Annotated in this window: 12 protein-coding genes; 10 read left to right on the top strand and 2 right to left on the bottom strand. The window is 44.4% G+C overall.

Going from position 1 to position 13,981, the window contains the following annotated elements:
* Positions 1-152: 152 nt before the first annotated feature.
* Positions 153-1,328 carry a tyrosine-type recombinase/integrase gene (locus EFB11_RS16520; protein ID WP_122791462.1) on the bottom strand — a complete coding sequence of 392 codons (1,176 nt, stop codon included), beginning with the start codon at positions 1,326-1,328 and terminating at the stop codon, positions 153-155.
* Between the two features lie 57 nt (positions 1,329-1,385).
* Positions 1,386-2,363 (bottom strand): DUF6076 domain-containing protein, encoded by a 978-nt coding sequence (locus EFB11_RS16515; protein ID WP_164706845.1) that lies wholly within the window; start codon positions 2,361-2,363, stop codon positions 1,386-1,388.
* Positions 2,364-2,614: 251 nt separating this feature from the next.
* Here EFB11_RS16515 and EFB11_RS16510 point away from each other — a divergent pair, with 251 nt between their 5' ends.
* From EFB11_RS16510 to EFB11_RS16465, 10 genes are all read left to right on the top strand, one after another.
* Complete coding sequence (locus EFB11_RS16510; RefSeq protein WP_122791460.1) at positions 2,615-2,812, top strand: helix-turn-helix domain-containing protein; 198 nt, start codon at positions 2,615-2,617, stop codon at positions 2,810-2,812.
* Positions 2,813-2,816: 4 nt separating this feature from the next.
* On the top strand, positions 2,817-3,524 hold the full coding sequence (locus EFB11_RS16505) for a DUF6291 domain-containing protein (RefSeq protein ID WP_122791459.1): 708 nt from the start codon (positions 2,817-2,819) through the stop codon (positions 3,522-3,524).
* A gap of 398 nt (positions 3,525-3,922) precedes the next feature.
* Complete coding sequence (locus EFB11_RS16500; RefSeq protein WP_122791458.1) at positions 3,923-4,243, top strand: plasmid mobilization protein; 321 nt, start codon at positions 3,923-3,925, stop codon at positions 4,241-4,243.
* Positions 4,204-5,244 (top strand): relaxase/mobilization nuclease domain-containing protein, encoded by a 1,041-nt coding sequence (locus tag EFB11_RS16495; protein ID WP_122791457.1) that lies wholly within the window; start codon positions 4,204-4,206, stop codon positions 5,242-5,244. Before EFB11_RS16500 ends, EFB11_RS16495 begins: the two co-directional genes overlap by 40 nt.
* Entirely contained in the window at positions 5,234-5,884 is a 651-nt protein-coding gene (locus tag EFB11_RS16490) for a hypothetical protein (RefSeq protein ID WP_122791456.1), read from the top strand. The genes EFB11_RS16495 and EFB11_RS16490 overlap by 11 nt, the downstream gene beginning before the upstream one ends.
* Before the next feature lie 403 nt (positions 5,885-6,287).
* Positions 6,288-7,790: a class I SAM-dependent DNA methyltransferase gene (locus tag EFB11_RS16485; RefSeq protein WP_122791455.1), complete on the top strand. Its 1,503-nt coding sequence runs from the start codon at positions 6,288-6,290 to the stop codon at positions 7,788-7,790.
* Positions 7,780-8,919 (top strand): restriction endonuclease subunit S, encoded by a 1,140-nt coding sequence (locus EFB11_RS16480; protein WP_122791454.1) that lies wholly within the window; start codon positions 7,780-7,782, stop codon positions 8,917-8,919. Before EFB11_RS16485 ends, EFB11_RS16480 begins: the two co-directional genes overlap by 11 nt.
* Positions 8,920-8,960: 41 nt before the next feature.
* On the top strand, positions 8,961-9,611 hold the full coding sequence (locus tag EFB11_RS16475) for a hypothetical protein (RefSeq protein ID WP_122791453.1): 651 nt from the start codon (positions 8,961-8,963) through the stop codon (positions 9,609-9,611).
* 114 nt (positions 9,612-9,725) lie between these two features.
* Positions 9,726-10,391 (top strand): hypothetical protein, encoded by a 666-nt coding sequence (locus tag EFB11_RS16470; protein ID WP_122791452.1) that lies wholly within the window; start codon positions 9,726-9,728, stop codon positions 10,389-10,391.
* A gap of 20 nt (positions 10,392-10,411) precedes the next feature.
* Positions 10,412-13,501 (top strand): type I restriction endonuclease subunit R, encoded by a 3,090-nt coding sequence (locus EFB11_RS16465; protein ID WP_122791451.1) that lies wholly within the window; start codon positions 10,412-10,414, stop codon positions 13,499-13,501.
* Positions 13,502-13,981: the final 480 nt, after the last annotated feature.

Below are 13,981 nucleotides of genomic sequence, written 5' to 3'. Positions count from 1 at the left end.
TTCAAATCCCTCTTTCTCCGCCAGAAAAAGACCTGTGATTCAAACGGATTGCAGGTCTTTTTTGTATTTTTCGATCATTTTTTAATATTTTCATAACTTTTTAGCCAACTGTAAAATTTCGTATTTTCTGTTGACCCTTATTTTGACCCTTATTAGCCTACAATCTGCTCAATATAACTGTTCATACGCTGTGCACTGTCATGACGCATTTTATCCGTTACATGACCATAAACAGACAGGGTGAACGCCGCGGTATGATGCCCCAAATTCTCCTGTAAGGTTTTCACATCATCGCCTGCTTGCAAAGACAATACAGCATAGGTGTGACGAAGATCATGAAAACGTAAGTCAGGTCGATCAATCGCGCAAGCAACCTGTTTAAAATGCTTGGAAACGGTAACATGCGTAAGATTTCCACCAAAGGCATTGGTAAATACCAAGTTATTTGAATTGTTCCACAGACTTCCTGCAATCATTCGCTGCTGATTCTGCTTGTGATGCTGTTTGCGGAGTGTATCGAATACAAGATCTGCCGGCTGTATCTGACGTGACTTGCCGTTCTTAGGGGTCACAAAGATATAACCTTTACCATTTTCCTTTGATTTCTGCAGCTGTCTACTGATAAAGATGGAATTTGTATGAAAATCAATATCTTGCCATTGCAGACCAAGCAGTTCACTTTGCCGCATCCCAGTAAACAGTGCAGTAATAAATAAAAATTCTTCCTCTCGCCCCTGAATGGCTTTGAGGAATGTTTGTATCTGAGTTTCCTCTAGTGGATGAATCTGTTTCTGCACTACCTTAGGTATAATGCAATAGTCGGCTGGATTCGTACGAAGATATCCGATACGAACCGCTTGGTTTAAAGCGCGATGTACAACACCATGAATATTTTTAATGGTCTTTGCACTGAGTAAACTTCCATCGTCCTTGGGTTTTGTCAAATCATTGATAAACTTCTGCATCATGACAGGCGTCAAAGCATCCAGACGGACAGAGCCAAGAGATGGCTTAATATGATTACGGATTGTCTGTGCATAGGATGCACGAGTATGCGGCTTGACATTATTTAGGTATTCGCTGTGCCAGATATCTAACCACTCTCCCAACTTCATACTGCAAGGCTCCTGATATGCCCCTGTATCCAGATCTACTGTGATCTGGCGCAATCTTTCACGAACATCTTTCTGTGTCTTGCCGTAAATGGAGCGTTGGATCTGCTTTCCAGTCCCAGGATCAATTCCAGCAGTATATCGTCCCTCCCATCTGCCATCAGAACGCTTACGAATATTTCCGCTTCCGCTGGTACTTCTTTTTGTTTTTGCCATTCACGAAACTCCTTTTTAAAACAATATGTATGAAAACGTCGCAAATGCGACGTTTTTTTAATGTGAATCCAGCCATTGCTGAAACTGCTCTAACGTAATACGCCCAGCGACACAATTATCCCGCTCTTTACGAGCCTCTGCGGACCACAAGGTGAACTCTTCCTTGGTCATGCGTTTGGCTCTCATGCGGGAATTACGTGTCTTATATACCTTCATATAGGCTTTCATTGCTGGATGCTGCGAATGAGTGCTGTTATACAACCGAGATGCGCCAAGGTCCATACAGGTTCTCAATGTTCTGGAATTTTCAATAATGCGCGTGCAATATTCACGTTTGGATTTTCCGATAACTGCGAAATAACGGCTACAGTTTTTGCAAACTTTAAACCTTACATCTTTCTGTAAAAATAGGGAAAAGAAATAATCTCCAATTTCTATTGGCGTTTGGGGATAAAATACATACTCCAGTGTATAGTCGTGGTCTTTCCATACAGGATTGTGACAAAAATCACACGGAATAGGAGCCAAACCTGAAAACTCGTATAGATATTCTTTAGGAACAATTTCCGGTTTCATCGTAAGCAAAGAAAAATGTCCATCTTCTTCCAAAGCTTGGTGCATGAAATTTTCAAGAGCAGTATTTTTCATACTTTCGGCATTCAAATACCCGCTTGCTTGTTTTCTCAATGTACTTTGCAAAGTTTTAAATTGCTCAGCTAAATGATAAAAGCAATTGAAATCAACGTCGATATTCTGTTGATATTGTTGATATATCTTTGAAAATAGCTGTTCACCCAATAAAAAAAACGGATGCTTATTACTAATTTCACTAAGATGTTTTCCCCACATCACCCATTCTGCTTCGGAAATCGGATGTTTTGCTTCGTGCAGAAAATAATCAGAAACTTCGGCCAGCTCAGAGGCAATACGGTCGACCGGTTGATAGAGATATATCATCACAAGTTCGCCAATTGCATATTCATGGTGGCTCAACACGCGCTTGCGTTGACGATCCTGCTCCTCAATCCATTCCAAAATTTCACGCTTCTCCACTGAATATATACGCATATATGGATATGTATTCCGTCGATATGTTGCGCTTGAATCTGTGCTAATATGCATTATGGACCTCCCTCTTATAAGTTTGTACTTATTGTAACACAATGCACTTGACTATTTCAGGAAGATAAACTAGAATAATCATATAATATGAGAATCATTGTATATATAATATCACAATCTTTCTTCTAAATCAATAATATTCCCTAGATAAGGAGTGGTCTAATATGTTTGAACGATTTCCGGAGTTAATGGATGCGAAAGATGCAATGACTGCATTACATATTTCACGTAGTGGCGTATACAGTCTTATGCGATCAACCGATTTTCCTGTTGTACAAATTAACGGTCGTAAGTTGATTCTTCGAGAGGAACTGGAGGTGTGGGTCCGCCAACATATGCACCAGGAAAATAAGGTGCTCTAAAGCCATGAAACAACGTCCCTTTTTTCCACTGTTCTTTCGGAATCGTTTGAAATTACAGTATCTCACAATCGAGCAGCGAGGTGAATTGTTTACAGCGCTGTATGACTATGCTGAGGATGGCATGTATCCGAACTTTGATGGGGTATTGGGTATGGCCTTTGAAGTATTTCGAGACGATATTGATTCTTCTCTGGAACATTATCGAAAACGTAGCGAACAGAATAAATTAAATGGCCAAAAAGGTGCCGAAGCACGATGGGGCAACAAAAATGGCGAACGGCATAATCAGGATGGCGAAAATAGCCAATCAGAAGCAGAGGTAGAAAAAGAAGGTGAAGATGATGATCAGTCAGATGCAGATACAGAAGATGCCATACCTCCTGCTGATGAAACTGTATATAACCATTTTCTGTCTGTATTTCATCGAAACCCGTCAAAAGAGTTTTTAAAAACCACACAAAAATCGTCTTTGGCACAGCAGGATATTATTCTTGCAATCGAAGCCAGCAGGAATCCGGATATACTAAACCCCGAAGGATATGCTACCAAGTTGATTCAAGCATGGGAAATTTCTGGAATACCGAAGCGGTATAAGAGAAAATCCGTTACTCAGTCGTTTGAAACTGAGAATCAAAAATTAGAGCCTTGGGAGCAGGAATGGCTGGACGATCTTCGAGCAAGATGCCCAGCATTAGATATCGAAAGTAAATAGCACATAGGAAACGTCGGGAATATCAAAGCGAATCCCGACGTTCCTATTTCGGTTCTCATCTCATCCATAGGCTATATGGGCGCCCCCTGTCATAGCAGGTTGACAAATCCTACCGCCACCTTCTCCATCGCCGTTATTTTGCCGACCGGTGCTATATCCTCCCGGCCATTGGCAGCCGGTCTGATATAGCAATATTGCAAGCTACCTAATCTGATATCACTTTGTTCATCAGATTAAAGCTTGTGAGGGGCTCCGCCCCTTCAATCCCCGTTCCAGCTCGTAACCCGAGCCATTTACCTTGGATTTTGCTGCGCTACATGCATCATATATTGGTAAAATAGCTTTCCCTTATAAAATCCCCATACCAGACAGCATTACCATAGGAGGAACATATTCAAATGAACCAATCAAGAAATAAACAGGTTATTCTGAGGTTGTCTGAATCCGAACTTGATCTACTACACGAAAAAATCAAACAATCGGGTATGAAACAACAAAAATATTTACTGCAAGCAGCTTTGAATGCACCGATTATTAACATGGGAGCAATCCGAGAATTGTTGCCGGAATTAAAAAAACAAGGGATTAACCTTAACCAGATTGCTAAAGCCTTAAACCAACGAGGCTATGTTGATTACCATAGCAGTCTAAGAAAGGCATTGGAGGCTCAGACAGAGACATGGCAGTTATTAAAGCAGTTTCTTCACACGCTCCCATAAACACTGTTATTAATTATGTTTGCAAAAAGGAAAAGACGGAGCGAAAGTTAATGACCGGAATCGGCTGCTCCCCTGAATCAGCCGCGGATGAGATGCAAACAACAAAGTTATTGTATCATAAGACAGGAGGCCGAACATATAAACATTTCGTTCAGTCCTTTGCATCAGGGGAAAATGTTACTGCTGAGATCGCCCATGAACTAGCAGTTAAATTCGCAGAACAATGTCCGCTGTTTCAAGGTTTTGAGGTTCTAGCTGTCACGCATCAAGACCGAAATCATTTTCATACTCACTTTGTTGTAAACAGTGTGAGCTATATAGATGGTCACAAATTTCAGATGAAATCCACCGAATTACAGGATATGAAAAATTTGTCCGATAGCCTATGCCGGCAGTATGGATTATCCATTTGCAGAAAAGGTTATTCGTTTGATGGCAGAGAACGTGAGGATACCACATCATATCACAAAGAAACATATCAACTTTTAAAACAGGCTGAATCCGGAGAAATACAGTCGTATGTTCAAAACATTGCATTGGCAATTATGGCGTGCAGAGAGATTGCTATCAGCCGTAAAGATTTTATACAGAAATTATCCTCTAAAGGTGTAGATGTTGAATGGTCAGACAGTCGAAAATATATTACTTTCATAGATATCGACCGACAGGAGCATGGCGAAACAAAGTATAAAATTCGAAATAATAAACTTGAAAAATATTATCACATAGACTTCTCAAAGGCAGGATTAGAGCATGAGTTTGAAGTCAATGCACGCAATGCAGAAACAGCAAAATCCGCAGCAGAGCAGCTCAAACATAGAATTGATCGAGGATCAGATGCGTCGGATTACAGAATTAGAACAGATCATTGCAGAACAGAATGGAAAACTGTGCAGCATAAGCACCATATTACAGGAGAACGCACGCCTCCAGATCCAGAACAAACAACTGCTCGACAGCCAAGCCGAAATTCAAAGAAAAGCCAAGAGTATGAACGCTAATTCAGAAATAAGGTTGCAAAAAGCAAGCGAACTAGAATCTGGCTTTTACCGACGCTTAGAGCTTGAAAAGCGTGATATTGCGTATCAATTGCAACAAAAAATATCACAGCAGTTGAAGAAAGAAAAAGTAAAACTAATTCAGCAAACAGTAGCTTCAACCATTTCTGTGACGGTCTATGCTACAATCTGCACCCTGTTGTTATTGCTCGATCATGGAGCGGCATTGAAAACCGCTCCGCAGTGGTTTGTCCATAGAACGGAGAATATCCTCACTTTATGGGCTGGTCTAATGCGGCTTCACAGTTGGCTAAATTTAAACATTTCCGGTATGACAAATGAATTTGTCGGTAGTGTAATCAGCGGCCTCATTTCTGGTTTGCTTACGATCAGTGCTTGTGTTGGTATTGTGCTCCTTTCGAAACAAGCTATACGAAAATTTTTCGATTCATGGGAACAGGCAAGCCTACAGCAAAGGGCCGTTTCCGTCTCGCTAATAGCCGCAGCAGCTATGGTTGGAACTATATGTGCAGAAAAGATAACGATCATGCCTATGAATGTGATATCATGGTGGATTGTATGGATAGCTGCTGGGCACTTTACACTGGCATCTTATAGGGAATATAGAAGGAGGAAACCATGACGCCAATCTCCTTGCAGACAGTTTAAACCCTATATTGTCTGCACTCCCCCACCTTTTCTATCCAATAATTGATTTTATAGGTTGTACGGTTTATAATGATTGCGAGCCATAAATTCCAAGTGAATTCTACCACAGATACAAGCAGTAACCGCTGATCTACAATACCATTAAATTTTATGAATAGAGCACCTTTCGACATCAAATAGCATCGATATGTCATAAAGATAGAAGAAGTACAGAATCGATTGTTTTTATGGAAAATAACCTGATTTCAGAAGTTCACATAGACGCCTATCGGTATATTGAATACTTATCTACGCAGACCGCCAAAACGGCCTCTACAAAACATAAAACGTAGGTTGTTCCGTACAGAATAGGTACAAAACCAGGAGGTATTTTAACTATGTCAGAAACCAACACCAGTACTATTGGGTTTGAAAAGCAAATTTGGGATGCGGCCTGTGTACTGCGAGGCAATATCGACGCCTCAGAGTATAAATCCGTGGTATTGGGTCTCATTTTTCTGAAATACATATCTGACCGTTTCGAAGCCAAATATCAGGAGTTGGTGGCTGAAGGAGCCGGTTTTGAGGAAGATAAGGATGAATACACTGCCGAAAACATCTTCTTTGTGCCGGAGAACGCCCGATGGAGTGTAATCGCCGCAGCGGCGCACACGCCGGAGATTGGCACCGTCATCGACGAAGCCATGCGCAGCATTGAGAGAGAGAACAAACGGCTTAAAGATATCCTGCCCAAGAACTTTGCCCGCCCCGAGCTGGACAAGCGCCGTCTGGGGGAGGTAGTAGACCTGTTCACCAACATTCAGATGGTAGAGCATGGCAACAGCAAGGACATTCTGGGCCGCACCTATGAGTACTGCCTGGCCAAATTTGCCGAGCAGGAGGGCAAGCTGGCCGGGGAATTCTATACCCCCGCTTGCGTGGTCAAAACCCTGGTGGAGATCTTGCAGCCCTACAACGGCCGGGTCTATGATCCCTGCTGCGGCAGCGGCGGCATGTTCGTCCAGTCGGCCAAGTTCGTAAAGAACCACGGCGGCAACATCAACAAGATTTCTGTCTATGGGCAGGACTCCAACCCCACTACATGGAAGCTGGCCCAGATGAACCTGGCCATCCGTGGCATTGATGCCGACCTGGGCAAGTTCAGTGCCGACACCTTCTTTAACGACGCCCATCCCCAGCTGAAGGCCGACTTCATCATGGCAAACCCGCCCTTCAACCTGTCCAACTGGGGGCAGGACAAACTGCTGGACGATGTGCGCTGGCAGTACGGCACGCCCCCGGCGGGCAACGCCAACTTTGCCTGGCTCCAGCACATGATCTGGCACCTGGCCCCCAACGGCCGCATGGGCATGGTGCTGGCCAACGGCTCCCTGTCCTCTCAGAGTGGGGGAGAGGGGGAGATCCGCAAAAACATCATTAACGCCGATTTGGTGGACTGCATCGTGGCCATGCCCTCCCAGCTGTTCTACACCACCCAGATTCCCGTCTCCCTGTGGTTTTTGGCCAAGAACAAGAAACAGAAGGGGAAGACCCTGTTTATTGACGCCCGGAAGATGGGCACCATGGTTACCCGCAAGCTGCGCGAGCTTACCGACGAGGACATCCAAAAGCTGGCCGACACCTACAACGCCTTTGTGGACGGCACCCTGGAGGAGGTCAAGGGCTTCTGTGCCGTGGCTGACACCGAGGAGATCGCCAAGCAGGACTATATTCTGACCCCGGGCCGGTATGTGGGCATTGAGGAGCTGGAGGACGACGGGGAGCCCTTCGAGGAGAAGATGGGGCGGCTGACCAGGGAGCTGTCGGAGCTTTTCCAAAAGTCCCACCAGCTGGAGGCGCAGATCAGGGAGCGACTGGGGGCGATTGGGTATGAAGTGTGAAACTTACAGTTTGGGTGATGTGTGTACCTTCATTGATTACCGTGGGAAAACGCCCCCTAAAACAACAAGCGGAATTCCTTTAGTCACTGCAAAAATAGTTAAAAACGGTATGATCCAAGAGCCGCAAGAATTTATTGCAGAGAATTACTATGACGAATGGATGAGACGAGGTATTCCCAAGAAAGGGTCTGTGGTATTTACAACAGAAGCACCGTTAGGGGAAGTAGCACGCATCAGGACTGATGATAAATTAGCTTTTGCCCAAAGAATTATTGTTTTAGAGCCCAAAACAAAACAGTTAAGTGCTGATTATCTATTTTATGCGCTGCAAGATCGTGTGCTCAAAAGCAGAATAGAAGCACGCTCTACCGGAACCACTGTAATAGGAATTAAAGCAGCAGAATTAAAGAAAGTGGAAATTGATTTGCCATCTTTGGAAGAGCAAGAAAAAATAGCAGCAATTCTGTGCTCGCTGGACGACAAAATCGAACTAAACAACAAGATCAACGAGAATTTGGAGCGGCAGGCCGTTACATTGTTTGACAACTTTTATAACCGAACTGATAGCAGTGTTAAATTCACTGAAATCATTCAGATTATGGGCGGTGGAACACCTAAGACGGGTGAAAGTTCATATTGGAATGGACAAATACCATTCTTTACCCCTAAGGATGTTGGGTCCCCCTATACGCTCACAACGGAGAAGTGGATTACAGAGGAAGGGCTTTCTCATTGTAATAGCCGTCTCTATCCGGTAAATACGGTTTTTGTGACAGCAAGAGGGACAGTCGGCAAAGTAGGAATGCCAGGCGTTCCTATGGCAATGAATCAATCTTGTTATGCACTTATTGGAAAAGAAATCCACCAGCTTCTTGTTTATTTTTATACGCTGAAAACAGTCGATAGACTTAAGCACAAGGCGAGTGGAGCTGTATTTGATGCAATCACAACCAGAGATTTTGAAAGTGAAAGTATTTCGAAGGTGTCTGATGATGATGCTGAAGCGTTCCTTAGCATTGCCGAACCCATCTATCAAGCTATATTGAGTAATGTAATGGAAAATCAACGACTTGCAATATTACGAGATATTTTACTCCCTAAGCTGATGTCTGGTGAATTATCAGTCTAATAAAATTTGATAGGGTATGAGCGTATAGGAGGAAGATTGTTATGGGCTTTGTCCAATGGTGCAATAATAACGAAGGATTCATTTCTGCACTACTTTCAATGCTTTCAATACTACTAGCGTTTATTTCCCTTGTTATTTCTCTGATAATAAGTCGAAGACAGAGGAAAATGGACCAAGAACTGGCGTTGAGACAGGAAGATTTACAGAAGCGACAAATAAAATTAGATACATATCCATATCGTGTAGATTGTTTTGAAACATTATGCAGATTGAAAGAATTTACAGAATCATCGAGAAAGCTGTTAACTGCCTCGAAAATTGAAGAGAACACACCCGAACAAATCCAACAAATGTTCGAAATTTTACATAAAAAGATTGATGACTCAGGAACTGATGTTATATTGAAATTGATCGAAGGCGAAAATATTTTTCAAGTAAGCGAGTGGAAGAAGTTAGAACAGATTAGAAAATATTACGATAGGATATGTTTTTCATTTTCTTTACTTGCATCGCTTGACAAAGGCTTCTTTTTCGCAGAAGAAAAAACTGTTGTAAAAAAAGAGCGGGTAGACATGATTATGGATGATTTAAGGAAGCTGGATGAATTACTGTTATCAACAATCTTAGCAGTAGGTCCAGATTTATCTATATCTGACTTGGCTCAATATGCTGGTATCTACAATAAGCCTTAGAAAATCCTGTCTCGTGTTTAGTCACTTGTATATATCTGCTTGTATTGAGACAATAAAAACGAAACTGTTGACCAAGTTATGTCAACTAACTATTGATGCGGAGGATGTGGATATTTGAAAGAATCTATTAAGGGTAAATGGTTTTTGCTTATAGTAGCCATCGTAGTGACCTTGTTGGCAATATTTCTTTACCACAAAGGCTTTCGTATTACCTATACTCCGGAATTGGAAAATAGCTGGAATGCCATTTCTGTTTTTGCTGAATGGTCTAATGTTCTCGTATCCAGCTTGGCAGTTTGGGCTGCCATTCAAATTCCAAAAAAAATTGCAACAGATCAAAATAATGTCGCGGTAAAAGAAGAACGGTTAAAAATCTATTTTACGATAAAAAATTTTTCAGAAGATTGGGCTTTTTATCAAACAACTATCTTCGAGTCTTCACATGTGAATCTTATACATCTGATTCAAAAGAAAGCTTTGAATTTTTTAGATGAAAATTCTTATAAAAAATGTCAAAAAGCCTTCAACTGTTATCAATTTTACTTCCAAAAGCATCAATCAACTGTGCAACAATTATCATATTTTCATACGGAAATCTTTCTTTTATGTCAAACAATAAATACAATGCCAGAACTGATGACATCACCCTATAACAAAGAAGCTGACTTAAATTCTACTATGAGAAAATTTGTAACATTTTATAATAGTTCTGAGTTTAAAAACATGATTTCTTATATGGAACAAATTTTAAAAGCTCCTAAAAATGATCAGTCTATATAACAAGATAACGAGGTGATCTTATGCCCTTCACCGAATCCAACTATGAAAACGCTGTTTTGCAGCTCTTTACCCAAACCCTGGGCTATTCCTACGCCTACGGCCCGGACATCGACCGGGACTATCACTCGCCTCTGTACGAGGACGATCTGCTGCCTGCCCTCCAGGCCATTAACCCTGACCTGCCCCAGGAGGCACTGGAGGATGCGGTATACAAGCTGAAAAACTTTGAGTCCGGTTCCCTCTTGCAAAAAAACATGGTCTTTGCCGACTATCTGCAAAACGGCGTACCGGTGAAGTTCGTGGTGAAGGGCGAGGAACGCTCCGACCTAGTGTATCTGGTAGACTACCAGCACCCGGAGAACAAGGACCACAACCGCTTCACTGTTATCAACCAGTGGACGGTGATTGAAAACAGCGAAAAGCGGGCCGACGTGGTGCTCTTTGTAAATGGCCTGCCCCTGGTGGTAGTGGAGCTGAAATCTCCCTCCCGAGAGGAGACCGATGCCTCCGCCGCGTACCGGCAGCTGCGCAACTACATGCATGAAATCCCCTCCCTGTTTATCTACAACCAGATCTGCGTCATGAGCGACCTGACCACCTCCAAGGCAGGCACTATCACCTCCGGCGAGGACCGCTTCATGTCGTGGAAAACCAAGGACGGCAGCTATGAAAACACCCAGCACGCCCAGTTCGACACCTTCTTTGAGGGCATCTTCCAGAAAGAGCGGTTCCTGGACATTTTACAGAACTTTATCTGCTTCAATGTGGACGGGGCAAACACCTTCAAAGTTCTTGCCGCCTATCACCAGTATTTCGCAGTGAAGAAGGCCATCGAGTCCACCAAACACGCCACCGTCACTGACGGCAAGGGCGGCGTATTCTGGCACACTCAGGGCAGCGGCAAGTCTCTGTCCATGGTGTTTTATGCCCACTACCTGCAAAAGGCCCTGAAGAGCCCCACCATTGTAGTCATCACCGACCGCAACGACCTGGACAATCAGCTCTACGGCCAGTTCTCCCGCTGCAAGGATTTCCTGCGTCAGACTCCCCAGCAGGCCGAAAGCCGGAAGAATCTGCAAGAACTACTAGGAGACCGTCAGGCAAACGGCATCATCTTTACCACCATGCAGAAGTTTGAGGAGACCGGCGAGTCCCTGTCGGAGCGGCGGAATATCGTGGTCATGGCAGATGAGGCCCACCGGGGCCAGTACGGCCTCACCGAAAAGGTGGTCACCCGGCAGAATGAAAAGGGCGAGCTGGAGGTCAAAACCTCCATTGGTACGGCCCGGATCATTCGAGACAGCCTGCCCAACGCTACATACATCGGCTTTACCGGCACCCCCATTTCCTCCAAGGACCGCAGCACCCGGGAGGTGTTTGGCGACTATATCGACATCTACGATATGACCCAGGCGGTGGAGGACGGGGCCACTCGCCCGGTCTACTACGAGAGCCGGGTCATCCACTTAAAGTTGGATGAAAACACCCTGCGGCTCATCGACGCCGAATATGACCTGATGGCAGAAAACGCCGACCCCTACGTAATCGAAAAGAGCAAAAAGGAACTGGGACAGATGGAAGCTATCTTAGGGAATGACCAGACCATTGCCTCCCTGGTAGATGACATTCTGGACCACTACGAAAACTACCGGGCCAATCTGCTGACCGGCAAAGCAATGATCGTGGCTTACTCGCGTACTATTGCTATGAAAATCTATCAGCGCATCCTCGAACTGCGTCCTTCGTGGACTGAGAAGATAGGGGTTGTGATGACACAAGGTAATAATGATCTGGAGGAATGGCGCAAAATCATCGGTAACAAGGCACACAAGGAAGATCTAGCCCGGAAATTCAAGGACAATGACTCCCCCATGAAAATTGCCATCGTGGTGGATATGTGGCTCACCGGGTTTGATGTGCCGTCCCTTGCCACCATGTATGTGTACAAGCCCATGTCCGGGCACAACCTGATGCAGGCCATCGCCCGGGTGAACCGGGTGTTTGGGGATAAGGAAGGCGGCCTAGTGGTGGACTATGTGGGCATCGCCGCCGCTTTGAAACAGGCCATGAACGACTACACTGTGCGGGACAAGAAGAACTATGGCGACCCCGATGTGAGTAAGGCGGCCTATCCCAAGTTTCTGGAGAAGCTGGAGGTCTGCCGTGATCTGTTCCACGGCTTTGCCTACACCACATTTCTGACCGGGGATGACCTGGAAAAGGCCCGAATGATCAGCGGCGGCGTCAACTTTCTGCTGGGCAAATCGGTCTCCGAGCACAATCTGCCTGACAAGGAAAAGACCCAGAATGTCTACATCAAGGAGGCTCTACTCCTAAAACAGGCTCTCTCTCTATGCAGCAGTATGGTGGATAAACAGACCCGCGCTGAAGCAAGCTTCTTTGAGGCTGTGCGGACGATGCTTGTCCGTGTGACTACCGGTGGAACCGGAAAGAAATTCACCCTACTGGAGGTCAACGAGCGGATCAACGAACTGCTCAAACACAGCATTAAGAGCGAAGGAGTCATCAGCCTGTTTTCTAATGTGGGCACCGAGTTTTCTCTGTTCGATCCCAAGTTTTTAGAAGAAATTTCCCGCATGAAAGAGAAGAACCTAGCTGTGGAGTTGCTGAAAAAGCTGATTGCGGAGCAGGTCTCGGTCTACCGTCGAACCAACGTGGTAAAGTCGGAAAAGTTCTCTGAGATTATCCAAAGTGCCATGAATCGCTACCTCAATGGGATGCTGACCAATGAGGAGGTTATCCAGGAGCTTCTGAAGCTGGCCAAGGACATCGCTGCCGCCAACGCAGAAGGGGAGAAGCTGGGCCTGACTGCTGAGGAGTTGGCTTTCTATGACGCACTGACCAAGCCCCAGGCCATCAAGGATTTTTACGAGCATGACGAGCTGATCGCCATCACAAAAGAGCTGACCGATCTGCTGCGGAAAAACCGCACCATCGACTGGCAGAAAAAAGAGAGCGCCCGGGCCGGTATGCGCCGTCTGGTGAAACGGCTATTGAGAAAGCACAAGTACCCGCCGGAAGGCATGGAAGATGCGGTACAGACCGTAATGAGCCAGTGTGAAATGTGGACGGATCAATCAGAAGCATAATTTCCATAAAAAATATTCACATAGCATTGGAACCAAAATAATCCTTTATCACGCAGTTATAAGACATCTAATCGAGCGCTTGAAGTGTTTAGTGGACGAATTTGTGTTTTTTGCCCCCTTCCAGCTGATACTAGGAAACATCTTTTTCCCATCTGTTGAAGCGCCTGAGTCAAGAGAGCCATCCCTGTACTTATCTGCTGGCGTTTTTCTGAGCACCAATGCCTTACATCCAGCCAATATGACGACTAGCTAATCTGATTGGAGTAAGAAGGCCAATAGCAAATAAGGGGCAAAGCTGTAATTATTTTCATACAACTTCGACCCTTATTTTGACCCATTACAGTTTCTGTTCACATGGACTCTATGGATTTATTGTGCGAATATATTCCGAATCCCGGACAAAACAAACACTATACAACGAGATAATACCTATAAAAATACATATTTGGAATTCAAATCCCTCTTTCTCCGCCAGAAAAA

Origin of the sequence: Intestinibacillus sp. Marseille-P6563 (assembly GCF_900604335.1) — a bacterium.
In the GTDB taxonomy this organism is placed as follows: Bacteria; Bacillota; Clostridia; order Oscillospirales; family Butyricicoccaceae; genus Butyricicoccus_B.
The sequence above is the reverse complement of the archived record's forward strand: the minus strand, read 5'-3'. Positions and strand labels throughout refer to the sequence as shown.

Excerpts from the sequence above, each read along its gene's own strand:
- EFB11_RS16520 (WP_122791462.1), bottom strand. The coding sequence starts at position 1,328 with ATGGCAAAAACAAAAAGAAGTACCAGCGGAAGCGGAAATATTCGTAAG.
- EFB11_RS16510 (WP_122791460.1), top strand. The coding sequence starts at position 2,615 with ATGTTTGAACGATTTCCGGAGTTAATGGATGCGAAAGATGCAATGACT.
- EFB11_RS16505 (WP_122791459.1), top strand. The coding sequence starts at position 2,817 with ATGAAACAACGTCCCTTTTTTCCACTGTTCTTTCGGAATCGTTTGAAA.
- EFB11_RS16500 (WP_122791458.1), top strand. The coding sequence starts at position 3,923 with ATGAACCAATCAAGAAATAAACAGGTTATTCTGAGGTTGTCTGAATCC.
- EFB11_RS16495 (WP_122791457.1), top strand. The coding sequence starts at position 4,204 with ATGGCAGTTATTAAAGCAGTTTCTTCACACGCTCCCATAAACACTGTT.
- EFB11_RS16490 (WP_122791456.1), top strand. The coding sequence starts at position 5,234 with ATGAACGCTAATTCAGAAATAAGGTTGCAAAAAGCAAGCGAACTAGAA.
- EFB11_RS16485 (WP_122791455.1), top strand. The coding sequence starts at position 6,288 with ATGTCAGAAACCAACACCAGTACTATTGGGTTTGAAAAGCAAATTTGG.
- EFB11_RS16480 (WP_122791454.1), top strand. The coding sequence starts at position 7,780 with ATGAAGTGTGAAACTTACAGTTTGGGTGATGTGTGTACCTTCATTGAT.
- EFB11_RS16475 (WP_122791453.1), top strand. The coding sequence starts at position 8,961 with ATGGGCTTTGTCCAATGGTGCAATAATAACGAAGGATTCATTTCTGCA.
- EFB11_RS16465 (WP_122791451.1), top strand. The coding sequence starts at position 10,412 with ATGCCCTTCACCGAATCCAACTATGAAAACGCTGTTTTGCAGCTCTTT.